Raw genomic sequence first — 24,066 nt, forward strand, 5'->3', positions numbered from 1 at the left:
GCATTAACGGCTTGCGAAGTACATGGTGACTTCAAAGCCGATTCGCAGATCAGTGTAAGCAGGTTTAGTCCACATAAAAGACTCCTTTAGGGTAGGTACAGCAGGGGGTAACTACATCTTTAGTCCACCTTCGCAATCAGACGTTCAAATGCTTAGGTAGCTATGTTACTGAGCCCTACTGTTTATTTACGCCACAATTTGCAACAACGCCAGTTGCCGACGGGGGGGTGATCACTCTGCCGCGAGCCAGGGAAGTCCCGGACTGCACCGGTTGGCAAGGCATAGCCAGCCGCCGCTCGCCTTCAGCAACTGATCCGCGGCGCTCAGCAACCGTCGCTTATCCATGCCTGAAAGAGCGGCTTGCAGTGGGTGCGGAGACTGTTCGTCATGCCCGGCGAGGTGGGCTTGCCAGAGCCATTCGCTGGCGTGCACAGGGTCCATGGCGGCTATCTCGAATTGCGCGGCCAGTGCGTGCTGCTGCACCGGCAGATCCACGTCGGCGATCAACGTCGGCAAACTGCCGATAAAAGCCTGCAGATGGTTGACGATTTGTTCTGCCGAGGCGCTGGGCGATTGCACCCCCAGCAGCCATCCCGCTTGCCCGGCTATCTGCCGAAAGCCGCTGAACACGGCATAGCCCAGTTGCAATTCGACCCGCAGGCGTTGATAGAAGGGCGCTTGACCCAGGTGCGCCAGCAAGCGCCAGGCAGCTTCGTCAAACAGGCTTTGGCTCGGCGCGGGGCAGAACAGTAGCACTGCATTTTCAGAGGATTCCGACGGCTCTGTGTGCCAACGTTTTCCTGGCTGTAGGGTCGGTGCTTTCAGGGGCTGATCATCGGGCGTGCCGGGCATTTGTCTCAACTCGGCATTTAGCGCGGCGCGATGCTCGTCTGACAGGCCGACAGCAAAACCCATCCACTGCGCGGTTGACCAAAGGGCCGGTAAATCGTCGGAGCGAACGGACAACACGTTGCCTTGGCAAACATCTGGCAAGCACTTGAGCAACTGACGGATCGGAATCGGCGGGGGCTCGGTGCTGGCTTGACCGTATCGGGCCAGGGTGGTGCTGTCGGGCGTCGTCAGTAGATGCAAGGCGTGGTGGATGATGGCAGGCATCGGTGCCTGTACGCCGCTCAGCTTGAGCTGCCAAAAATGGCCGTACGTGCTGAAAACGAGACTGACACCCGCATGTTGTGCCCTATCGCTGAGGGTTTTCAGGCTGTCGTTGAGCATCTGCCACAGGGCCGGATACGCCGAGTCCAGCCGCCAACGCAGGAAAACAGCGCCGTCGTCGGCGTCGCAGGGCAGGGCGTCACTGAACTGCATGGACGACGCCGCTGGCACGTTCAAGGCTGGCGGTAGGGAGGGGCGCAGGAACGGATTGGGTTCAGGTAAGCGCCATGCGATCTGTTCTGTGTTCACGTTATCCACAGCGGCGTTGGCCAGCGGATGCAAAACCCGCGAGGGCTGCAATTGTGCGAGCACCGCGTTCAGGGACAAAAGAAAATCCCCACGCTCAATGCGCTCACTGAAATGCCGTGCCAGATCGAGGGCGCCGCAGGTCGCCAAGCGCCGTTGTTGCAGCAGGGCGTACTCCTCGCGCAGGGTCGGCCAGCCTTGCTGGGCGTTGAAGAATGCTAGCCAGTCAAAGAATAGTTGGGTGATCTGCCTGCGCTGTTCGACGCCATTGATGCTCAATGCACACTCGACAGTGAGCAACAGCTGTTGATCAAACTGATACAGCGGTGCGGCACTCAGTGATTCGATCAAGCCGCGTTCACTCAGTTCGAACAGCAAGCCGCCGGGGTGTGCGGCGGTCAGCCAGGTACAGAGGAATGCCACGGCTTCGGGGCTGGACTCGGGTAAGTCTTCGCACGCAAAAACCAGATGCAGCCGACGCGGATCGGCGATGGGTTGTGGGCGGGGCGCTTCGTCCAGCAAGGGAGGTGGCCTGGACTGTTCGGTCTTTTCCCCTGCGGCAAAGTAGCCGCCATAAACCGTGGCCAGCGCTTTCAGTTCAGCCAATGATTGCGGGCCCGTCAGGCTCAAGGTCATCTGCCCGGCCTGATAGAAACGCTGATAAAAATCGTGCAAAGCCTGCTGAAAAGCCTGACGCGGGACCGGCAGGCTGTAGCGATTACCCGCATGAAACGCGCGCAGTGGGTGTCGCGCAGACAGGGGCTGGATCAAGCCAGTTTGATAACACGCTTCGGCATCCCGCGACCACGCGATGAACTCGGCATGCAGCACTTCACGCTCACGGAGTTGATCGGCCAGGGCCATGCGTGGATGAGCCAGCATTTCACACAAGCGTTCCAGCCCTTGGGCGAACACGGGTTGCGGCAGCTCGAAGAAGAAGTCCGTGGTGCGCTCGCGGGTACTGGCATTGACCTGTCCGCCATGACGCTGGACGAAGGCCATCAGATTCTCTTCAGCCGGAAAACGCTCGGTGCCGAGAAAAAACAGATGCTCAAGGAAATGCGCCAAACCTGGCCACATCACCGGAACGTCATGGCTGCCAGCCGCCACGCGCAAGGCCGCTGCGCAGCGTTTCAGACGCGGGGCGTGGCACAGTACAACCTGCAACCCGTTTGGCAGGGTGAGGTGTTCGATGACGTGGGAATTCAGCGCAGGCATGCCAGCTTCCGGCGTTTCAGCGAGAGGATTGTCATGCTAGCGGATATGACGGGGTTTGGGTCGGTATCGCTTTCGCCAATGAATTCGCCCACACAGGCTGTACCCCTCAGTGGGAGCGAATTCATTCGCGAAGAACGCGACATGGTCTATCGGGGGAACGGTTCAGCTTTTACTCAGCCCGGTATATAACGCCGGACGTCGGTCCTTGAAGTAGCTGTTGATCGCGCGCGAGTCGTCCAGCAGCTGTCGATCCAGCGTGCCAATGATCAACGTTTCATCCTGCGCAGCTTGAGCGATTCGGCTGCCATCGGGCGCGGCGATGCTGCTCAGGCCGCAGTAGTGGATGTCACCTTCGCTGCCGCAGTAATTGGCGTAGGCCACGTAGCACTGGTTTTCGAAAGCACGTGCACGAACGGTAACTTCGGCGATGAAGTCATAGGGCGCCATGTTAGCGGTCGGCACCAGAATCAGATCAGCGCCGGCCAAGGCCAGGCGACGGGCATTTTCCGGGAACTCCAGGTCGTAGCAAATCAGCAGGCCGAGGCGCCAACCGTTCAATTCGACCACCGGGAAATCATCGCCTCCTACGGAGAACATCGACTTATCCAGCTCACCGTAAAGATGGGTCTTACGGTAATGACAGGCACTTGTGCCCTGGGCGTCAATCAGTTGCACAGCGTTGTAAATCTGCGCATCGCTGGCGCGTTCGGGGTAGCCGTACAAAATGGCAATTCCCTCTGCCTGAGCGATGGCCGCCACCTGCCCGGCCGAGTGACCGTCACGGGCTTCGGCCAGCGAAAACGCAGCGGCAGCGCCGATGTTGTAACCGGTCAGGAACATCTCCGGGCAGACCAACAGGTCTGCCCCTTGTGCGGCTGCGTCAGCCGCCTGTTGCGCCAGGCGTTGCAGGTTGCCGCTGACATTCAGCGGCATCGGCGGGCATTGATACAGGGCGATGCGCATGCAGGTGTCCCCCTCAATCAGCGAGCGCGATAGGCCCGATTTCGTCGAACACATCGCCTGGGCCCGGGTTCTCTGGGTGGGTGCTGCCCCCGAAGTGATTCATGATGCCCCACACCGCATTCAACGAAGTCTGCACCGCGCCTTCAACCCAGGCAGGCGTCCACGACACGTCGTCGCCAGCGATGAAAATCCCGCGTTGTTCGCTGGGCATGTCCTGTTGCATGAAGTGCGCGTACATGCGCTGGTTGTAGCGGTAGTGCCCTGGCAATGCGCCTTTGAAAGCACCCAGGAAGTGCGGGTCCGCTTCCCATGACACGGTGATAGGGTCGCCAATAATGCGCGCTGCGATGTCCACCTTCGGATAGATCTTCTTCAGTGCGTCCAGGGCCAGTTTTACTCGCTTCTCGATGGGCTGGGGCAGCATCTTCAGCGCGTCGCTCATCCATGAGTAGGACAGGCAAATCACTCCTGGTTTGTCGTCGCCGTTATCGAACAGATACGTGCCGCGCGTGAGGCGGTCGGTGAGGGTCATGCTCATCAGGTCACGACCGGTTTCAGGGTCTTTGTCTTTCCAGAACGGGCGGTCGACCATGACGAACGTTTTTGACGATTGCATATAGCGTGTGCGGTCGAGTGCCATCCACATCTTCTGCGAGAACAACGACTCTTCGCATTCGATCTGGGTGGTCAGCAGCCAGCTTTGGCAGGTGGTCAGCACCGCTGCGTAGTGGCGGGTGTCGCCCCAGTTATCGGTGACTGCAAAGCGGCCATCGTCAGCGCGGGCAATCCGTTTGACCCCGGTACGTGCTGCTCCGTGGTGCAGCGACGAGAGGCTGGTGCCTTCTGGCCAATGGGCACAGCGTTCAGGCACGTGGCGCCAGATACCCAGCGGCACTTGTTCTACGCCGCCGACGATCAGGTGTTGGTGATCGTCGCAGTTGGTCATCACGACGCGGAAGATTTCCAGCATCGAGTTGGGGAAATCAGAGTCCCAGCCGCCGGTCCCGAAGCCCACTTGGCCGAACACTTCGCGATGAGTGAAGGACAGTTTGGCGAAGGCCTTGGAGGTGGCGACGAAATCGTAAAAGGTGCGGTCATCCCACAGGGGCACGAGGGTGTTCCACAGCTCTTTCAGGCGCGGTACATCGCGGTCTCGGATGGCTTGCTGGATGTCGGCGAATTGCGAGCCCGCTTCCAGCGCGTCGGCCCAGGCGTCGGCCACTTCCTGAAACAGCGCCGGAAGATCCGACAATTGCTGTGCGTAATAGGTGGTGCCTTCCAGGTCGATCACCGTGCTGCCGGATGCGGGGGTCAGCGGGTTAGGGAAGGGCTTGGACTCGAGGCCGAGCTTGTCGACATAGTGATAGAACGCTGTGGACGACACCGGGAAGCGCATCCCGCCCAACTCGGCGATGATCCCTTCGGTGCCTTCGAACGCCTGCGAGCGCAAGCGGCCGCCCATCTTCGAGGCTTCGTACACCACGGGTTTGAGGCCGAGCTTCATCAGCTCATAGGCAGCGACCAGGCCTGCGATGCCTGCGCCGACAATCGCCACTTCCGTGCCGTGGTTCTCGGCCGGAATACTGCCTAGCCCGGCCGGGTGCTCGATCCAGTCGTCGAAGGCGAAAGGAAAATCCGGACCGAAAATAGTGATCGGTTTCTTACCGTCTGCAGGATGGCGATTATTATTCATGACTGACCTTGCTCGGCTATGACGCAAAAGAAACAGTCTAGATAAGAGTCAGCACGTTAATAAGACGCAAAGTGTCGTCGTTTTGCAGGTTTGCGCTGCATTGTGACGATAGTCGTAGGCATTCTGTTAGATCGAGTCGCTCTCTTCGCAGGCAAGAACTAGGCGTCCGCCCCTGCTCCCACCGGTTCGAGGCGTACTGCTGATTCTGTGGGAGCAGGCTTGCCTGCGAACGGGGCCTAAAAGAATTACACCGGCTGCCCGCGATCAACCTTGCTGCTGAGGATGATCGAGGTCGTGGTCTTCTCCACCCCATCGACGCTGCCGATCAAATCCAGCAACTGATCCAGTTGCTCGGGGGACTCTGTGCGCAGCCACGCCACGTAATCGAATTCGCCGCTCACCGCACACAGTTGTTGCACCTGAGCCATGGCGCTGAGTCGCCGCACGACTTCTTTGCCCGAACGCGGCTGCACGGTAATGCCGACATACGCCTGCAATCCGCCATCGACCACTCGCTGACTCAGGCGTACGCCATAGCCGGTGATGGCCTTGGCTTTTTCCAGGCGGGCCAGGCGTGACGTCACCGTGGTTCTGGCGATTCCCAAATGCCGGGCAAGCATCGCCACGCTCTCGCGGGCGTTGATCTGCAAGGCGGCGATCAATTGACGGTCGATTTCGTCAAGGGCGGGCGGGCGACTGTCGGACAAGGTCATCTCCTTCGGTGCAGCAGGGGGCGAGCATGTTACCTGCTCCGAGCGCAATTAGCCGCCGCAGCGATACCTGGCTAAGATCCTGCGGTATAGCAATTTGATATTATTTTGTGTTCTCTTGTGTCGAGGCGCCGAAATGAGTCAGTCCTGATTCTCAGTACCGCCCGAGGTTCAGAGTAAATGCAACGCTCCACCCCACTATTATCTGCTCCCTCACTAACGGGTCAGTTGCTGGAGCCTGTTCGTGCGCAAAAAAAACGCATCGTATGGGCGGCTGTCATCGGTAATGGTCTGGTGACCTATGACTTCACGGTCTACAGTTTTTCCGCGATGATCATTGGCAAGTTGTTCTTCCCTTCTGACAGCGCTCTGGCATCGCTACTGATGGCACTGCTCACCTTTGGTGCCGGGTTCGCGATGCGGCCTGTTGGCGCGTTAGTCATCGGTAACCTGGCTGATCGCAAAGGACGTAAGACGGGCTTGACCTTGTCCATTGTGTTGATGACGCTGGCCACAGGCATCATCGCGTTTACACCGACTTATGATTCCATCGGTGTGGCGTCAATGCTGCTTATTGTGTTCGGGCGGTTGTTACAAGGATTCGCAGCCGGAGGCGAGATTGGCGTCTCCTCCGTTGTGCTGATGGAGCTGGCTACCAAGGGGCACCGCTGCTATGTGGTCAGTTGGCGCCCTGCCAGCCAGGCGGCAGCGGCACTGGCGGGTGCGTTGGTCGGGGCATGCACAACGGCGATGATGACACCTGAGGCGTTGCATCAATGGGGGTGGCGTATCCCTTTCATCCTGGGAATGCTGATCGGGCCAGTCGGGTGGTATATCCGCTGCCACATGGAAAACATCCCCATGAAAAGTTCTCATCGGCCGTCGATCAAGGCAATGCTGGTACAACACGCTCGAACGTTGTGGTTAGGAGTACTGTTGATGGCAGCACCCTCGGCTGGCATCTATCTCATGGTGTATTACATGCCCATCTATCTGGTCGGTACGTTACATATGCCACCGATGGTCAGTCTGCTCTCGGCCTGTTTTTCAAGTACGCTGATTTTTATCGGCGTACCCCTGCTAGCCCGCGTCGCCGACCGGCAACGCCTGCGCAAGCCGATGCAATACGTGACGATGATCAGCAGCATCGTACTGGCTTATCCGGCTTTCATTCTCTTGACGAGAGGGATAGGGGCGCCGTTTTCATTGCTGGTTATAGGCTGCTATTCGGCGTTGTTGTTATGCAGCAATGCTGTAACGACAGTGATGATGTTGGAGGCCTTTCCCCGCCATCATCGAGCGACCGGTGTCTCGATGATCTACAGCTTGGGCTCGACGATTTTTGGCGGGTTTTGTCCCTTTATCGTGACCTGGCTGATTGGCGTCACCGGTAATCCGATGGCCCCCGCGTGGTACTTGCTGCTGGCTTTGTGCATCAGCCTGTTTGCATTGATCCGGTTTCCAGACAATCAGGACCGATTACGGTCAATTCGGCCGGTGCTTCATTGCGCCGGCGTTATAACGCCATGACCCGTAGATCCTGGGGTGTCATCCCGTAGGTTCGACGGAAGGCTCGGGTAAAATCCGAAGCGCTCTTGAAGCCCAGCCCGTAAGCAATCCCTACCACGGGCAGGTTCGGAAACTTGACCAAATCATCGACGGCCTCGCGCAGCCTGCAATTGCGGATATAGGCGCCAAGCCCGCCCTCCTGCTCGAACAAACGATAGAGCGTCGAGCGGGGCAGTTGAAGTGCATGGATTAGCGTTTCAGGAGACAGCTCCCCTCTATGGAGGTTGGCCTGAACATAGCGACGCGCCTTGTCAAACATGGCGGCGAGCACCGCCGCGCGTGCATTGCCACTGAGTTTTGTCTGTTTACCAAAGGCGCCAAGCAGAAGGTGGACGCTGATGTCGAAGGCGCTGGCCGCTTCTATCGCACTCATACGGTGCAGGCTTTTGGAAAGCGCCTCTACGTGCTGGATGAGTAGTCGGGCCAAAGGTGATGTGTTTTCAAACATCCGGCCATGAATCGATTCCGCATGGGGAAAAGCGGCGTCCACAATTGCCCGGGGCACGAACAACGTTAGCACTCTGCAAGCGCCCCGTTGCATGCGCACGGGTTGATTGAGGTCCAACGCGAGAATACTGGCCGAGAAATGCCCATTGCGGCGAGGCAGGCTGACCCCTTCGATGGACTCGTTAGCGCCACTCGTGAAGACTTGAAAAACATAGTCGCGACGGTTGTCCGTGGAAATGCGCGCCACTGAACGTTCAAGCAACAAGGCGTCGGAGAGGCAGACGGTGAACCGTCGAGCGCCAATGTCGTAACGGTCTATGCATGCATTGAAGGGGGCTTCGACTTGCTTCAATGAGGGCACTACATCGATGACATGGCTGACCCGTTCTCGCCAGGCCAGCAACTGCCGTTGCGGTGGCTCCTCCTTCACACTGAAGTAGTTGTGGGTAACTTCACTCGCGGGCGAAAGACTTAGTTGCAGGTTTTTAGTTATTGCACTGACCATTAGATCATTCCCGCCAAGGTGTCAGTCTTTACAAAGTTTGAGCGGGTAATCCGCGGGATCCGCAAAAACAGTTCCAAGCCTGAGACGCGCGGTCAAGTTTCTGCACAATCCCACAATCCCACAAAAACCGCAGCTAACCAAGCTTTGATTCAAGAAGAAGTACTGTCCTGCATGGCTGATCCCAAGAATCACCACGACTCTCTTGTTACAACAATGAGTATCTAATATTCACATTACATTTAAACTTATATTGATGGGTGCCGGCGATGTGCCATTATTGTGGCGTCATTGGTTTGTCATAAAGAGTGAAGAGCGGCGGCTTTGGCGAATTATTTGAAATATTTAGAAAAAAAGTTTAAAAACTGAGACACACTGTCTAGTGCTCATAAAAAATACATAGATAATCCAAAAAAATAACTGCCAACCCCGTTGTGATTCAGGGGTGGGGGCCATCCTGCATGGCTGATCCCCAAAATCGCAACGACCTTCTTGCTACAACAAAAATTTTTCGGGGAGCATCACATGCACGCGTTCAAACAGCATTCATCACGAACGCCAGGTCGATTGACGATCCTGGCGGTTGCCATCGCTTCGGCGCTAACCGCTGGCCAAGTCAACATTGCTTACGCCGGCCCGAGCTCGGTCTCTTTGCTTGACAATCCACTGGGCACCACTGTAGATGGCTTTCAAAATACAAACACAAATAGCGGCAATACGCTGAACAATAGTGGCACCATTAACGGTATCACTACCACTGTCAATAATTACAGCAATGCCAAAGCGGGTATTAACAACCAAGGCAACATTTATAAGCTGAGCAACAGCGGCACCATCAACGGCACCACCACCATCAGCAGTAATAACAATTATGAAAGCTTTGGCATTTACAATCAAGGCAGCATCGGTACGCTGAGCAACAGCGGCACCATCAGCGGCACCGTCGGCACCATCAGTAGTAACAACAATTATGAATATGAAAGCTTTGGCATTTACAATCAAGGCAGCATCGGTACGCTGAGCAATAGCGGCACCATCAGCGGTACTACCAGTAGTAGCAACAATTATGAAAGCTATTATGGCCTTTACAATCAAGGCAGCATCGGTACGTTGAGTAACCGCGGAACTATCAAGGGTGGCGTCGTTGGCGTTTTCAATACCTACTACTCGAGCAATGTCGTTGGTCACAATAGCAGCATCGGTACACTGAACAATAGCGGCACCATCAGTGGCGTGTATGGCATTGTCAACGAAGGCACCATCGGTGCCCTGAACAATAGCGGTACCATCACTGGCATTAACGCTGCCATTTTCAATATTCCAGACAACCTTTCAAGCAACCTGGGTACGGTCACCAACTCCGGGACCATCGCGGGCCAGATCTGGAATTACTCCCAGCAAAAGCTGACAATCAACGGCGGAAGCGGCTCCACCTTTGGTCTGCTTACCGGTTCACTGCTTGACACCAAAACAAAAAGTTATGGCGCCGGGGCAGATAATATTGGCCAGATCAGCAATAGTAGCTCTAACCTGATCTTTGCGTCCGGCAATCAATTGCTCAACGACACTATTAATGTCGGTACATTTACCGTATCCAACACGGGATCCACGCTGCAAGTTAACAACTCGATCGCTATCACCGGCAATTACAGCCAGGGCGCCAACGCCAGTCTGATCCTAGGGGTGGGCAGCAACCCAGTAACCACCACCGGTGTTGTCGGTGCCCACGACGGCTATGGTCGTCTGCTGGTATCCGGTATCGCGAACGTTGCTAAGGGTTCCTCGATCGATTTGAAGACGCTGGGCACGTATGGCTTTGCTCAAGGCCAGCGTTACGTCGTGATTCAGGCCAGCTCTAAGGGTGCTCTCTCTACCGTCACCAACTACAACGCCAAGGACCTTCATTACACGGCCGCGGGTTATAACGTGGCGGGTAGCAGCGTGGTCGTTGGCAAGAATACTGACTTGCTGCTGACTCTGGGCAGTGTGATACCGGTCATAATACCTGTCACGCCGACGCCGACGCCGACGAGCACCGGGCCGATCAATCGCGCGACCAGCACCGATGAGCACGCGACTCTGGCCGGACTGTTCAATTATGGCGGTTACAATGCCGGTGTGATGAACCTGTTCAACGCCGCAGCCGCGCTGGATTCCTCGGCAGCCGGTAACCACGCCGGGGCACAGTTGAGCCCGACATCGAACCTGACGGCGGCCACTCAGGCGTCTACCGCCTCCACCGTGCAAGTGCTGGATGTGACCGCCGCGCACATGGATGTTCTGCGCACCGCGCAGAACGGCAACAATGGCAGCGGTATCGCCACTGGCGAAAGCGCCAGCAGCACCGGACTGTGGGGCCAGGGCTTCGGCGGCAGTTCCCGGCTGGGCGAGCGTGATGATGTTGCGGGCTACCACGCCCATTACAGCGGCATGCTGCTCGGTGCGGACGCTGCACTGAACGACAGCTGGCGTGCCGGTGGTCTGTTCAGCTACACCGATACCACGGTGAACAACGATGGCAGCAACGCCGGCAGTTCTGCCGATGTGAAGTCCTACGGCCTGTTCGGCTACGCCACCTACAAGGGTAGCCCATGGTATGTGGACCTGTCGCTGGGTGCGGTTCAGCACCAATACGACACCACGCGTGAGGTCGATTTCACTGGCTTTAGCGGCACGGCCAAAGGCCAACACGATGGCATGCAGTACATCGCCTCGGTACTGGCCGGTTACCCGATTGACCTCGGATCGAAGATGGCCAACACGGTTCTGACGCCGATTGCTGGCTTGACCTACAGCACCCTGCGTCAGGACAGCTACACCGAGAAAGATGGCGGCGGTGCAGCGTTGCACGTCAGCGCCGACACTATCGGTTCACTCAAAAGCGATCTGGGCGCCAAGCTGGAGCGTTCCTTCGGTACGCCGTACGGCAACGTAGTACCGTCGGCGCAACTGACCTGGCGTCATGAGTACCGTGACAATGGCCTGCAGTCTGTTGCCAACTATGCGGCCGATACCTCGGGTGCCACCAGCTTCACCACCACGGGTGCGAAAGCCATCGCCGACACCGGCGTAATGGCCCTCGGCGTCACGTTGATGCGCAGCCAGAACCTGAGCATCGGCGCGAAGTACACCCTGGAAGCTGCCAGTGGTTACGCGGCCAACACCGGCGATGTGCAGGTGCGTTGGGACTTCTGATCCGGTAACGTTCGTTTAGCGGTTAACGCCCACTTTGCAGTCATGGAAAGTGGGCGTTTTAGGTTCTGGGCGATGGCGACTGTAAGCGTGCTACGCCATAGTACCCACCTCTTTTAGAAGGTTCTGTATGAGCGGTACACCAATGTCTTCCGAAGGCCCGCAACTCACGAAGTCTGAAGCCGTGATGCTGGTTCATACGCATTGGAACTCAGGTCGGGCACCGCAGGCCGAGCAGCTGTGCCAGCGCATATTGGCCAAATGGCCTCGGCAGCCCGACGCCTTGCATCTGCTTGGGCTGATTGCACACACGTTTGGCCGGCTGGATCTGGCCGTGACGTACATGCGCCAGGCTTGCCAGGCACCGGGGGCGCCGGCGTTCCGTCTATTGAGGTCGTTCGCGTGCTTGTGTGTGATGCTGGGGACGCTCGCTGGCTGCGCCGATCCGAACCTGCACGCTGACGCCATGGCGCAGACCGCCCACTTGCGTCGCGCTCAGGTCACTACCGACAGCTTCATGCTGACCAGTTTTTACCGGATAACCCGTCCTGACTTGCCATTGACCGTCTACATCGAAGGCGATGGCCTGGCGTGGCGCTCGCGCACCGAGCCGTCCGCCGATCCGACGCCGCATCAGGCGCTGGGCCTGGCGTTGGCGGCGGCGGACCCTGCGGCCAATGTTGTTTATCTGGCACGTCCCTGCCAGTTCACGCCGATGGCGGCCAATCCACGCTGTGATAAGGCTTACTGGACCAACAAGCGTTTTGCCGATGAAGTGGTCGTTGCCATGAATCAGGCGGTGACCCACTACGCCGTTCAGGTTCCCGGGCAGCGCATTCATCTGGTTGGGTATTCGGGCGGCGGGGCGCTGGCGGTGTTGATTGCGGCAAGGCGCAACGATGTTGCATCACTGCGCACCGTGGCCGGCAACCTGGATCATGTTGAGGTCAATCGCCTGCATCATGTGACGGCAATGCCTGAATCGCTCAATGCTATCGACGTTGCACCCCAGGTCGCGTCCATCCCTCAGATTCACTTCAGCGGCGCCGACGACACCGTCGTTGCGCCTGTCATCGCGCAACGTTTCGTCACGGCCACTGGCGGTCGATGTGCACGCACTCAGAGTGTGCCGGGCATGAGTCATGAAGGCGACTGGGCTCGCCGCTGGCCGGACCTGCTCGGGATCTTACCCGTATGCTCCACAGGACATTGACGATGAATAACAACCTGACAGCCGTACCGCACTCACTGACTGCGTCGGACCGTAAAGCGCACTATGGCCATAGTGGCGCGGTATTGTGGCTGACCGGGCTCTCCGCTTCGGGTAAATCCTCATTGTCCATGGCGCTGGAGTTCGCCCTGACGGAGAGGGGCTATTCCTGCTACGTGCTTGACGGCGACAACGTGCGCAGAGGCCTGAATGCAAATCTCGGTTTCAGTGCGCAAGACAGAACCGAGAACATACGGCGAGTGGGGGAGGCTGCTGGTTTGTTTGCCGACGCCGGCCTGATCTGCATCACCGCGTTCATTTCCCCCTACCGCGAGGACCGCGCCCGCGCACGTGATTCGATCGGGCAGATGTTTCACGAAGTTCATGTCGCAGCCGATCTGGCCACGTGCGAGGCCCGCGACCCCAAAGGGTTGTACAAGAAAGCGCACGCTGGCGAGCTGCTGGAATTTACGGGTGTCAGCGCGCCATACGAAGCGCCGGAACATCCTGAACTGATCCTCGACACCGGCAATGAGTCAATCGCGGTGAGCCTGGAGAAGCTGGTGAACTACGTGACAGGCCATATCCCGCTCAGCAAACCGTCACGTAGCTGATTCCCCGCCGCTAAACCTACAGGCCCTTTCGAGTCAGTTGGCCTAAGGTTTCCAGTTCTTGTTTGTCCAGATCGGAAACGATGATGAAGCGCATGTGGTTTTGTCGCCAGGACACGATGTTATAGCCGCGTTTGGATTGGCTTTGCGGCTCGCTGTCGGCTTGGGTCGTCGGCACAACAAACGTATTGATGATGTGTTTGTTATGGCGGTAGGAGAGTGCGGCTGCGGTCTGATGCTGCAGGTAATCCAGGCGTCCACCCAGCAGAGGGAAACCCTGGGCGGAGAAGTCATACACGGGGGGTGAAAAATCAAGTTTGCCAGTAAACCAGGGCTTGACGGTGTGTTTGTCGGAGGAAGCGATATCCATTAAATGCTCGCCCATGAGTGAGCGTACATGGCTTGAGACGGCTTCATCCGTCCAGATGTCATCACTGGATGGCGTGCCTATATAGAGGAATAACGCTGCCGCAAGCATCGCGGCCGACAAGACCGGGGCGAGCCAATTGCGCAACGCATGTTGCAGCGCTTCCCAGGCATGGGTTCTGGGAGAAGGCGGCGATTGAAGGCTGGCGCGTAGGCTGTCGGTCAGCGATGCAGGGGCTGTGTAGTAAGGGGCATGCGCCTTGACAGCAACGGTGAGCATTTTCAATTCATCGAGCTGTTGCTTACAGTTGGGGCAATTCACCAAGTGTTCGGTAAACCGCTCCAGCGTTGGCGTGTCCAGCTCGTTGTCCAGATAGCCGTGCATCAGCTCGTGGCACAGACCACAGTTCATCTCATTCATGGCGGTACAACTTCATAAATTCATTTTTGAGCATGGCTCTCGCACGTGCCAGCCTCGACATGACCGTGCCCAGCGGTACGTCAGTCACCTTCGCAATATCCTTGTAAGGCATGTCTTCCAACTCCTTTAAAATAATCACCTCACGGAACACAGGCGGCAGGGCTTTGAGTGCCTGCTGAAGGAGTGCGGCATCTTCTGTACGTATGGCGTCAATTTCCGGCGTCCGCGTGTGGGCAAGCGCACTGTCATTTTCCGATATGTCTTCGCCTATCGAGATCCATCGGTGGCCCGCCGAGGCCCTGAGCCAGTTATAACTTTCATTGCGGACAATGGTCAGCAACCACGCTTTGGCATTTTCGCCCTCGAAGCGATGGAGAAATTTAAACGCCTTCAGGGCGCTCTCCTGCACCACATCATGCGCAGCGCTTTCATTGGCGGTGAGCCATCGCGCGAGGTTGTAAGCCGCATCCATGTGCGGCGCTAATAGCTCATCAAAACGCTTCATGTCGACTTCGTGACTCCATTCCATCTCCATATAAACCCCGATTCGACCGATTTATTCCCTCGTGCAGAAATATTTTTTACCGTGGAATAAAGATGCCCGTTGGCTAGTTATAGACCCTGACAGCACCTTCACAAGCACACCACCACCGGAGGAGTTTTTATGAAAACGGGTCCGAACATACCTGATGGGGTAACCGACGATAGCGCCGGTCTTAGCCGAAGAGAACTCTTGAAATGCTCCGCGTGGGCAGGCGCAGGGGTGATATGGGTGATGAGCGGCGGTATTCCGCGTGCGTTTGCATTAGATGATGCGGGGGCGGTATTGAACGGAAATATACTGGCCAGCGATTTTCACTTCGTGCAGATAAGCGATTCGCACATCGGGTTCAACAAAGAAGCGAATCCCGAACCGCTTAAAACATTGCAGCTGGCAATCGACAAGGTCATCGCGTTGCCGAAAAAACCGTCACTCATTTTGCACACGGGCGATATTACCCATCTTTCTAAAGCGGAAGAGTTCGATACAGCCGATCAGGCGCTCAGGCGCTTGCCGTCAACGGTGCACTATGTGCCCGGTGAGCACGATACCCTTGATGAAGGGGGTGGCAAAGCGTATCTGGACCGTTACGGCAAAGGTACAAAAGGCAACGGTTGGTACAGCTTTGATGACCATGGCGTGCATTTCATAGGCCTGGTGAATGTCTTTAACTTCCAGGCGGGCCGTGAAGCGACGCTCGGTGCCGATCAGTTGAAATGGTTGGCCGATGATTTACGCGCCGTCGCCACCAGCACGCCTGTCGTGGTGTTCACCCATATCCCCCTGTGGACTATCTATAAGCCTTGGGGCTGGGGAACCGAGGACGGTGATCAAGCCATCGCCATGCTTCGAAAATATGGCTCGGTGACGGTTCTCAATGGACACATTCACCAAGTTATTCAGAAGGTAGAAGGCAACATCACGTTCCACACCGCGCGCGGTACGGCTTATCCCCAACCGGCGCCTGGCGCTGCGCCCGCACCTGGTCCAATGACAGTGGCTGCCGATCAGTTACGCAATTATCTGGGTATTACCGAGGTGGTGGCGACACAGGGCGATCATCCATTGGCACTGATCAATTCCACGTTGATTTAATGAGAGTGTTAACATGAAAAAATACGCGTTGATGCTTGCCCTGAGTTGCTTGATATCGTCAATGTCGACGTGGGCGCAAGACATACAAATCAATATAAAAGAGTTTATGTACTCGCCGAAAGATCTAACCGTGGCCGTGGGTACGAAAGTGACGTGGGTAAACGATGATCAGGAGCCACATACTGTTGTGGAAACACATAAAGTATTTCGCTCGGGTGCATTGGATACCGCTGATCAATTTTCGTATACGTTCATGACGCCGGGGACATTCGAGTACTTCTGTGTTTTGCACCCGCAAATGGTTGGGAAAATCATCGTGAGTCAATAAAGACCCGCGATTCATTAGTGTGGACTTTCAAGCCTAAAAGGATATGTGTCTGTTTGGCTGACAGGAATAATCATGAATATTAGGCTCCTCAGCGTTTGTACCCGCCATACGTTATTTTGGTGCCGAAAAAAGCCCCTTGCAGCAATAACCCACCTGCCAGCACGTCGACCAGCAAACAGATCAGGATTAAAACCTGGCCGGTGTCGGGGCCAGCGCATGGTGCAACCCTCAGTCTGTATAAAGCTACCCAGCAGGCTAGTCGAGCACCGTCAAGACGAAAAAAAAAGCGCTGCAGTGACGGGATTCGATAACGTCGGAGCCGGCGTGCCTGGCCGGGCGTCTACACTGGTGAGGGCAGCCGAACTGCGACGGCCTTCGCATCCAGACACTCGTAGCACTGACCGGTCCGGGTTATGCAGAACAAACCGCCCTCCCTGACGTTTGACTACCACGACTTGTTCGAGCGTGCGCCCATCGGCTATGTGCTGCTGGATGCCTGCGTGATGCCACTCGCGGCGGAATCGCGACGGTGCTAAACGAGTTCGCCCAAGTGGCCAATGTCTGCGTCAACCTCGATGAACCCACGATCCCGGTGCGCGAAGCCGTCAAGGGCGTGGCGGAAATCCTCGGTCTCGACCCGCTGTATTTCGCCAACGAGGGCAAGCTGGTGGCGGTAGTCCCACCTCAGTATGCCGAGGTGGCGCTGGCCGCGATGCGCGCACACTCGGCGGGAGCTGACAGCGCGATCATCGGTGAAATAGGGGAGAGCCCGGTTGGCTGCGTAATCATGCACACCGCCTTCGGCGGGGAACGCATCGTTGACATGTTGATCGGCGAGCAACTTCCGAGGATCTGCTAATGCATGAGCTGTCCATCACTCAGAGCATTGTCGAGGCCTGCTGCGAACGTGCCACCGGTACGCGGGTGCTGCGCGTCACACTGCAGATGGACGACCTGCTTTCAAGCTGCACGTGTGGGTCGGTCAACCTGGAGCCCCCGCTTGGCGGCGACCAGTTGCGGATCAAATCGATGGAGATAGAGGAGGCCGCCTGATGTGTACCACCTGTGGTTGCTCGAATGGCGCCAAGGCCAGAATCACCGACCTGACGACCCGCAAAATGCAACGTGTAGGCGAGCACGAGCTGCACGGCGCTTATGTGCGCCTGCAGCCGCACGATCATGAACACAGTCCTGCGCACTCACATGCCCAGGCGCATGGCGCCACCGTCGATATCGAGCAGGAAATTCTGGCCAAGAACAACCGTCTGGCCGAGGGTAATCGCGCTTGGCTAAAGGCTCGCAACATTCTGGCCCTGAACTTGATGAGTTCACTGGGTGCCGGTAAAACCACCCTGCTGGAGCACACCCTGCGCGACCTTGCCGGATCCATTCCGATCAGTGTGGTCGAGGGTGATCAGGAAACACTGTTCGACGCCGAGCGCATCCGCGCCACCGGATGCCGGGCGGTACAGATTAATACCGGCACGGGCTGCCATCTGGAAGCCGAGATGCTGGCGGGCGCACTCACGCAACTCGACCCATCGCCCCACTCTTTGGTCATGGTGGAAAACGTCGGCAACCTGGTCTGCCCTGCGTTGTTCGATCTTGGCGAACAGGCCAAGGTGGTCATCCTCTCGGTCACCGAAGGCGCGGACAAACCGCTCAAGTACCCCCCACATGTTCAGGGCGTCGAGCTTGATGATCATCAGCAAAATCGACCTGCTGCCCTATGTGGATTTCGACGTGGACGCCTGCATCGCCTTCGCCCGCCGCATCAATCCCGACATCGAAGTACTGCAGCTCTCCGCCACCTGCGGCGAGGGGCTGACCCACTGGTATGCCTGGTTGCGCAGGCAACTGTTTCGCGAGGACTGAGAGAACATCATGGGCGAACTTCTTATTCTGGGCTTTCTGTTGGGGATGCGGCACTCCATGGAGGCCGACCATGTCGCTGCCGTTGCGACCCTCACCTCGCGCAGCCGTGGTACCCGCGAGGCGATTGTGCTGGGTATGGTCTGGGGGCTGGGCCACACCATTACCCTGCTCGGGGTTTTCTGCCTGGTGTTGTCCATGGATGGCATTATTCCCGAGCATCTGACCCAGGGGCTGGAAGGCGTAGTGGGGGTGATGCTGATCCTGCTGGGCCTGGACCTGATACGACGCATGCTGCGTGAGCGGGTACATTTTCATGTCCATCAGCACGGTGACAAGATCCTGCATTTTCACGCCCACTCCCATGCGGGAGACACCGCTGCGCACACCCTGCATCACGAGCACCCGCACCCACGGTCTTTCCCGATGCGCGCCCTCTGCGTGGGCCTGATGCGTGGCCTGGCGGGTTCGGCGGCCCTGATTTTACTGACCTTGGGCCGTGTGGGTTCGCCGATGACCGGCTTGGTCTACGTAGGCCTGTTCGGCCTCGGCTCCATCGGCGGCATGGCTCTGTTGTCACTGATCATCAGCGTACCCCTGCACCGCGTGCGCAACGTCACATGGCTGAACAACGGTCTGCAAGCCTCGGTTAGCCTGACAACTATCGTCATAGGCAGCCTGCTGGTTTATCAGAATTATCTGGTTTGACAGGGGGAGGGGATGGGGCTGCGGTATGAGTGGTTGCCCCAGACTATTGAGGCGGATCAATCAATATCGAAATAAAAACCAAAATAGCCAAGGGCCACTATCTGTTGTCATGTGCCGTGGGTTAGCGTCGGGGGCTGACTGATCCCCCTCTGAACACTCCTCAGTGAGCATCGAAATGCGCACCAACCTGCCGGTCACTGGCGTTAATGTCACATTCGCAGACAGCGATATCATTCTGTCCACGACCGATCTGAAAGGTGACATTACTTACGTAAACTCAGCCTTCTCCAGAATCAGCGGATTTTCCCGCGAAGAGCTCTTGGGCCAGCCCCACAACACTGTGCGCCATCCAGACATGCCTTCAGCCGCCTTTGCGGACCTCTGGGGACGCCTTCGGGCGGGCCGCTCCTGGATGGGAATAGTAAAAAATCGTTGCAAGAATGGCGATCATTACTGGGTTAACGCCTACGTCACGCCGGTTTCGCGCGACGGCAAGGTGACTGAGTATCAGTCCGTTCGTACCAAACCCACGGCTGAACAGGTGCGTGCAGCGGAAACCTTGTACGCTCAGATAAGCAATGGGCGCTCTCCATGGGCGCTGCGCAAAAAGCCCTTGGCCATTACCACCAAGCTCGCTCTTCTAACGGTCGTGGGCACGACATTCGGCTGTGGGCTCGGGGCTTGGCTTGGGGGCGCGAGTCTATTCAGTGGGCTGATCAGCAGTGGCATCGCCAGTCTGTGTTCGGCCAGCCTGGTCTTCTTCGCGGTTGCACCGTTACGCGTACTGGCGGAGCAGGCGCGTCAGCTGTCGGACGACCCTGTCGGTCAATTGGTTTATACCGGGCGGCGTGATGAGTTCGGTGAAATCAGCTTCGCACTCAGAATGCTCGAAGCTGATGCCGGCGCAACGGTCGGACGTATTGCCGATGCTTCGCACCAACTCAGTGGCCATGCCCGCGAGCTGCTTTCGGTAATGGACAGCAATTCGTTGGGCGCGGAGCGCCAGCAGCGTGAGACCGAACAAGTCGCAACGGCGATAAACCAGATGACAGCGAGCGTCCAGGATGTCGCCACGAACGCTCAACGTACTGCTGAAGCCGCCGCCCGCGTAGAGGTAGAAGTTGCAGCCGGCGGCAAGGTGGTTGCCGAGACCAGCAGCGCGATAACCCGCCTGGCCGAGGATATCCAGCAGGCGGCGGACGTTATTCATGAGCTGGAAACGCACAGCCAGGACATCAGCAAGGTGCTCGACGTGATTCGCGGGATCGCCGAGCAGACCAACCTGCTGGCGCTCAATGCGGCCATCGAAGCCGCTCGGGCGGGCGAGCAAGGTCGTGGTTTTGCGGTCGTGGCTGACGAAGTGCGCAGCCTGGCGTCTCGCACGCAACTGTCCACCCAAGAGGTCCACGCAATGATTGCTGCGCTGCAAGGTGGCGCGCATGAGGCCGTGCAAGTGATGCAACAAAGCCGCGAACAGGCCAAGCAAAGCGTTACCCAAGCGGAACAAGCCGCGCAGTCGCTGCAAGGCATCAATGACCGGGTTAACGAAATCAGCGTAATGAGCATGCAGATAGCCGCCGCTGTCGAGCAGCAGAGCGCGGTGAGCGAGAGCATCAACCAAAGCATCGTCAGCATCCGCGTCAGCACCGAGCATCATGTGGCGAGTGGACTGCACAGTCGGCAAAGCGCCTCGGATGTGGCCCAGCTTGCGGAGGGCATGCAGGTGCTGGCGCAACAGTTCTGGATCCATCGGCGTCACTAATGTGTACCCGCTGATGCGCACTCGGGATAGCAACCTCTATACGCAGTTCCAGTATGACCGGCTGCAACTGCGTGATGAAATTGATGCGGGCGACATCCATACGGACCGGCACCTGGATAACTGGACGCTAAGCCTGACCGGAGATGCGCGCGATGCGCTCCTGTCCGGTGCCATCAACACCTGGAACCTGGCCTGGACCGAAGGGCATACCGGCTTTGATGACACAGCCGCGCAGCTGGTTGATGCGGACAGCGCCAAAACACGGGGCAGCTTCTCGAAATGGAATGCGTCCCTGGCTCGCCTGCAAAGCCTGAGTCCTAACAACGGCCTGTTCCTGGCTTTATCCGGACAATGGGCAAATACCAATCTGGACTCGTCACAGAAAATGACCGCGGGCGGGCCTTACACCGTACGCGCCTATGATACTGGCGCCGTGTCGGGCGATACCGGGGTTCTGGGCAGCATCGAGTTCCGGCACAGCCTGGGCCTGGTCTGGGGTGGTCAATCACAGGCGATAGCCTTCGTAGACAGTGCCCATGTGACGGTCAACAAGAACACCTGGTCTGGCGTGACAGGTGCGAACAGCGCGACGCTGAGCGGTGCTGGTTTGGGCCTCAACTGGGCGGGACCTGGCTTGTGGAGCGCCAAAACCTATGTTGCCGCGCCCATCGGCTCGGCGCCTTCAGTCGTAGCGAGCACCTCATCTGTCCGGGGTTGGGTTGAGATAACGAAAGGCTTCTAAACGTGCGACTGCACCATTCCCGGTGATGAGATATCGCCTGCGGGGGAGGGGGCGCTTTTCACCTTGAAAAGCGCCGCTCTACGCGAATTTTTGTATACAGAAATGTCACCTTAAGTGTCATTTTTGTATGCATTCGTTATAAAAGACACCCCAAAAGTCAGGGTGGGTGTCCAGTTTTAGGGCTCAGTTCGCAATGGGCGGGGTCTTTTCTTTACCTTGGTTGTGCTGGCCACCCAAAGAGAAGCACTCTGCACGCGCTTCTGATCCTCAATATGCAGGTTGGACTATTTTAAGGTCCGAACAAACTTTGGCATGTTGAGATACTGCTGAACATATTGAATAGTGTGCTAAGCAAGTATCAGAAGGTTAAAGCCCACGTCTTTCTGGCTCGCCTATTTTATCAGGCAGTCTGAAACTATGTTTGGGCCGGTAGCCCTCGTAGGATAACTGAACTCCCACTCATCCCGTTATCCACATTCCTGCTCCCCATCACCCGCCACGAGTTACGCCGACGCTGTCGCACAATGTGGTCAGACAACTTCGCTTCGCGAATGATTCCATAATGATGGCCTTTACCTCCGCTGCCTTTGTCGATACTGTCGTTCGGGGTGGCTATCAGTTGATCCCTAATACTCGCTCTCCAAGTCGCAGACATGGGGAAGTATCAAAGCACGACAACTGACGGGCCTTAAGTTATATCCTGAGTCGCCGATACACCACGACGGCAATCGATATCGTTGTCTTGCCGTTCCCTCGTTCTCTTACATAGGATCCAACTCATGAACGTGTTTCGTGACGCTAAGTTGTCCACAAAACTTCTTGCCGCTTTTGCACTCTGCGCGTTCATCACCTTGATCGTTGGCTTGCTTGGTAGTCGAGGGGTGAACGAGCTGGGTTCAAGCCTCAAGGATGTTTTTTCGAACAGCCTCTTCTCGGTCGCCAAGACTGCCGAAGCTAAAGTCGACGCCGTTGCCCAGCACCGCGACTTGTATCAACTGGTGAACGCATATGCCGACAATGAGCCGCAGAGCCAGAAAGATAAGATTCTGAGCTCTTTGCAAGCCAACCGGATCGCCACTGAAAAGGCGTTTGCCGAATACCGTATGACGCCGTTGGCCGATGACGAGAAGGTTGCAGGGGACAGGATCAATACGGTATGGCCGTCTTATCAAGCGCTGATCGACAAAACCATCGCATTACTCAACAGCGGTGACCTCGCGGGTGCTCGCGCCATGCTTCGTAACGATCTGCAGAGTGCCCACAACGCTGTGCTGAGCGATCTATCCATAATTATTGAGTCCAATAATCGACAAGCCGCCGAAAGTTCCGTAAAGGCCGAGCAACAAGAGTCCTCGGCCACTACCACGCTGTATGTGGGCGTAGCCTTGGCCTTTATTGCTGCCATGGCACTGGGCCTGTTCATCAGCCACGGGATCAGCCGTCCCATCGCGGTGGCCGTTGCCAGCGCCCGCCGTGTGGCAGCAGGCGATCTGACTCAACCGATCATCAGTACCAGCCGCGATGAAACAGGCCAACTGCTGACCGCCCTGGCCGACATGCAGAGCAGCCTGAAAATGACGATCCAGCAGATTGCCGGTGCCGCCGATCAACTGGCTTCAGCGGCAGAAGAACTGAACGCCGTGACGGAAGAAAGCAGTCGCGGTCTCGTTCGCCAAAACGATGAAATTCAGCAAGCCGCTACCGCCGTGACGGAAATGACCTCGGCAGTTGAAGAAGTGGCACGCAACGCAGTGTCGACATCAGAAGCCTCTAAAATGGTGAGTAGCGAAGCCGAAAGCGGCCGTGACCAAGCCCGTGAAGCGGTCACTGCAATTAACAGTGTGAGCGCCGAAATGGCCACGTCCACCACCCGGGTGGTGGAACTGGCCAACCAAGTCCGAGACATCGGTAAGGTCTTGGACGTCATCAGGGGGATTGCCGATCAGACCAACCTACTGGCACTCAATGCGGCGATTGAAGCTGCCCGTGCAGGAGAGCAGGGCCGTGGCTTTGCGGTGGTGGCCGACGAAGTCAGAGCGTTGGCGGCGCGTACCCAAGCGTCCACCGGCGAGATTGAGGGCATGATTAACTCCGTACAAACCAGTGCGGACCAAGCGGTGCTCTCTATGGATAACAGCCGTGCTCTGGCCACCGATTCGCAGCAATTGGCGCAGGCAACCGGCAAGGCGTTGGAGCATATCGCCCAAGGCATCGCGCAGATCAACGACCGCAACGTGGTCATTGCCACCGCCTCCGAAGAGCAAGCGAACGTGGCGCGTGAAGTAGACCGCAACCTGGTTAATATTCAGGATCTGTCCACCCAAACGGCGGCCGGGGCCAACCAGACGAATGCTTCGAGTCAGGAACTGTCGCGGCTGGCCATTTCCTTTAACACCCTGGTGGGCAACTTCAAGCTTTGAGGTAAGCAGCGCTAAAAAGTGTGCGATAACAGTTGTTGTTCGAAGTGACACTGTCCGGCAGATGCAGGGAACAATAACGATTTATCTGGAGCAGCTCTTTTCGGATCGCAGCATGAGCACCCTGAAATCGCCTCAGGACGCGATATGCTGATTATATGCACAAGGTATAAGTATCGCAGAATGTGCTCGTGACCATGCGCTTGACCATCGGCCACCACCTGTCAGGTGTTGGCCGGTGTAAAAAAGGCTATCGCGGTACGCTCATAAGGTCGTAATT

22 protein-coding genes and 1 pseudogene are annotated in these 24,066 nt (G+C 57.2%); 15 read left to right on the forward strand and 8 right to left on the reverse strand.

Annotation, left to right across the window (positions count from 1 at the left end):
• Positions 1 to 3 precede the first annotated feature (3 nt).
• The 5 genes from pqqA to AC1ME2_RS15805 all read right to left on the reverse strand — a co-directional run bounded on the left by pqqA (position 4) and on the right by AC1ME2_RS15805 (position 6,000).
• Positions 4 to 75, reverse strand: coding sequence for a pyrroloquinoline quinone precursor peptide PqqA (gene pqqA, locus AC1ME2_RS15785; RefSeq protein ID WP_008365141.1), 72 nt, complete (start codon positions 73 to 75; stop codon positions 4 to 6).
• 156 nt (positions 76 to 231) lie between these two features.
• Entirely contained in the window at positions 232 to 2,637 is a 2,406-nt protein-coding gene (pqqF, locus tag AC1ME2_RS15790; RefSeq protein WP_480435116.1) for a pyrroloquinoline quinone biosynthesis protein PqqF, read from the reverse strand.
• Positions 2,638 to 2,799: 162 nt separating this feature from the next.
• Complete coding sequence (locus AC1ME2_RS15795; RefSeq protein WP_480435118.1) at positions 2,800 to 3,600, reverse strand: carbon-nitrogen hydrolase family protein; 801 nt, start codon at positions 3,598 to 3,600, stop codon at positions 2,800 to 2,802.
• A 13-nt stretch (positions 3,601 to 3,613) separates the two neighbouring features.
• The gene (locus AC1ME2_RS15800; protein ID WP_480435119.1) at positions 3,614 to 5,293 is read right to left on the reverse strand and encodes a flavin monoamine oxidase family protein; all 1,680 of its coding nucleotides are present in this window, start codon (positions 5,291 to 5,293) and stop codon (positions 3,614 to 3,616) included.
• Between the two features lie 245 nt (positions 5,294 to 5,538).
• A complete protein-coding gene (locus tag AC1ME2_RS15805) occupies positions 5,539 to 6,000 on the reverse strand; it encodes an Lrp/AsnC family transcriptional regulator (protein ID WP_480435120.1) in 462 nt (153 codons plus the stop codon).
• Between the two features lie 183 nt (positions 6,001 to 6,183).
• On the opposite strand from AC1ME2_RS15805, the gene AC1ME2_RS15810 reads away from it, so the two are divergent.
• A complete protein-coding gene (locus AC1ME2_RS15810; RefSeq protein ID WP_480435122.1) occupies positions 6,184 to 7,533 on the forward strand; it encodes an MFS transporter in 1,350 nt (449 codons plus the stop codon).
• Here AC1ME2_RS15810 and AC1ME2_RS15815 read toward each other — a convergent pair.
• Complete coding sequence (locus tag AC1ME2_RS15815) at positions 7,520 to 8,524, reverse strand: AraC family transcriptional regulator (protein ID WP_480435123.1); 1,005 nt, start codon at positions 8,522 to 8,524, stop codon at positions 7,520 to 7,522. The genes AC1ME2_RS15810 and AC1ME2_RS15815 overlap by 14 nt on opposite strands.
• A 522-nt stretch (positions 8,525 to 9,046) precedes the next feature.
• On the opposite strand from AC1ME2_RS15815, the gene AC1ME2_RS15820 reads away from it, so the two are divergent.
• The 3 genes from AC1ME2_RS15820 to cysC all read left to right on the forward strand — a co-directional run bounded on the left by AC1ME2_RS15820 (position 9,047) and on the right by cysC (position 13,537).
• The gene (locus tag AC1ME2_RS15820) at positions 9,047 to 11,716 is read left to right on the forward strand and encodes an autotransporter family protein (RefSeq protein WP_480435125.1); all 2,670 of its coding nucleotides are present in this window, start codon (positions 9,047 to 9,049) and stop codon (positions 11,714 to 11,716) included.
• A gap of 127 nt (positions 11,717 to 11,843) precedes the next feature.
• Positions 11,844 to 12,926: an alpha/beta hydrolase family protein gene (locus AC1ME2_RS15825; RefSeq protein WP_480435127.1), complete on the forward strand. Its 1,083-nt coding sequence runs from the start codon at positions 11,844 to 11,846 to the stop codon at positions 12,924 to 12,926.
• Between the two features lie 2 nt (positions 12,927 to 12,928).
• On the forward strand, positions 12,929 to 13,537 hold the full coding sequence (cysC, locus tag AC1ME2_RS15830) for an adenylyl-sulfate kinase (protein WP_480435129.1): 609 nt from the start codon (positions 12,929 to 12,931) through the stop codon (positions 13,535 to 13,537).
• 16 nt (positions 13,538 to 13,553) lie between these two features.
• Here the strand turns inward: cysC and AC1ME2_RS15835 are convergent, their stop codons facing one another.
• Both AC1ME2_RS15835 and AC1ME2_RS15840 read right to left on the reverse strand, forming a co-directional pair.
• Entirely contained in the window at positions 13,554 to 14,321 is a 768-nt protein-coding gene (locus AC1ME2_RS15835) for an anti-sigma factor family protein (protein ID WP_480435131.1), read from the reverse strand.
• Positions 14,314 to 14,826, reverse strand: coding sequence for a sigma-70 family RNA polymerase sigma factor (locus AC1ME2_RS15840; protein ID WP_480435133.1), 513 nt, complete (start codon positions 14,824 to 14,826; stop codon positions 14,314 to 14,316). Before AC1ME2_RS15840 ends, AC1ME2_RS15835 begins: the two co-directional genes overlap by 8 nt.
• 159 nt (positions 14,827 to 14,985) lie before the next feature.
• Between AC1ME2_RS15840 and AC1ME2_RS15845 the strand changes: the two genes are divergently transcribed.
• The 11 genes and pseudogenes from AC1ME2_RS15845 (at position 14,986) to AC1ME2_RS15895 (ending at position 23,789) form a co-directional block, all read left to right on the forward strand.
• A complete protein-coding gene (locus AC1ME2_RS15845) occupies positions 14,986 to 15,957 on the forward strand; it encodes a metallophosphoesterase family protein (protein WP_480435135.1) in 972 nt (323 codons plus the stop codon).
• Between the two features lie 13 nt (positions 15,958 to 15,970).
• Positions 15,971 to 16,285, forward strand: a complete 315-nt coding sequence (locus AC1ME2_RS15850; protein ID WP_480435137.1) for a cupredoxin domain-containing protein — start codon at positions 15,971 to 15,973, stop codon at positions 16,283 to 16,285.
• 413 nt (positions 16,286 to 16,698) lie between these two features.
• A complete protein-coding gene (locus AC1ME2_RS15855; RefSeq protein WP_480435139.1) occupies positions 16,699 to 16,821 on the forward strand; it encodes a hypothetical protein in 123 nt (40 codons plus the stop codon).
• Positions 16,815 to 17,144, forward strand: coding sequence for an AIR synthase-related protein (locus AC1ME2_RS15860; protein ID WP_480435141.1), 330 nt, complete (start codon positions 16,815 to 16,817; stop codon positions 17,142 to 17,144). The genes AC1ME2_RS15855 and AC1ME2_RS15860 overlap by 7 nt, the downstream gene beginning before the upstream one ends.
• The gene (locus tag AC1ME2_RS15865; protein WP_480435143.1) at positions 17,144 to 17,338 is read left to right on the forward strand and encodes a hypothetical protein; all 195 of its coding nucleotides are present in this window, start codon (positions 17,144 to 17,146) and stop codon (positions 17,336 to 17,338) included. Before AC1ME2_RS15860 ends, AC1ME2_RS15865 begins: the two co-directional genes overlap by 1 nt.
• Before the next feature lie 65 nt (positions 17,339 to 17,403).
• Positions 17,404 to 17,907 (forward strand): annotated as a pseudogene (gene hypB, locus AC1ME2_RS15870) (hydrogenase nickel incorporation protein HypB); the annotation flags it as partial.
• Positions 17,908 to 17,983: 76 nt separating this feature from the next.
• Complete coding sequence (locus AC1ME2_RS15875) at positions 17,984 to 18,160, forward strand: hypothetical protein (RefSeq protein WP_480442406.1); 177 nt, start codon at positions 17,984 to 17,986, stop codon at positions 18,158 to 18,160.
• A 9-nt stretch (positions 18,161 to 18,169) separates the two neighbouring features.
• Positions 18,170 to 18,865 carry a hypothetical protein gene (locus AC1ME2_RS15880; protein ID WP_480442408.1) on the forward strand — a complete coding sequence of 232 codons (696 nt, stop codon included), beginning with the start codon at positions 18,170 to 18,172 and terminating at the stop codon, positions 18,863 to 18,865.
• Positions 18,866 to 19,040: 175 nt separating this feature from the next.
• Complete coding sequence (locus tag AC1ME2_RS15885) at positions 19,041 to 20,627, forward strand: methyl-accepting chemotaxis protein (protein WP_480435145.1); 1,587 nt, start codon at positions 19,041 to 19,043, stop codon at positions 20,625 to 20,627.
• Between the two features lie 13 nt (positions 20,628 to 20,640).
• Positions 20,641 to 21,369, forward strand: a complete 729-nt coding sequence (locus tag AC1ME2_RS15890; RefSeq protein ID WP_480435147.1) for a ShlB/FhaC/HecB family hemolysin secretion/activation protein — start codon at positions 20,641 to 20,643, stop codon at positions 21,367 to 21,369.
• A 779-nt stretch (positions 21,370 to 22,148) separates the two neighbouring features.
• On the forward strand, positions 22,149 to 23,789 hold the full coding sequence (locus AC1ME2_RS15895) for a methyl-accepting chemotaxis protein (RefSeq protein WP_480435149.1): 1,641 nt from the start codon (positions 22,149 to 22,151) through the stop codon (positions 23,787 to 23,789).
• Positions 23,790 to 24,066: the final 277 nt, after the last annotated feature.

The organism is Pseudomonas sp. ASL9 (assembly GCF_056680335.1).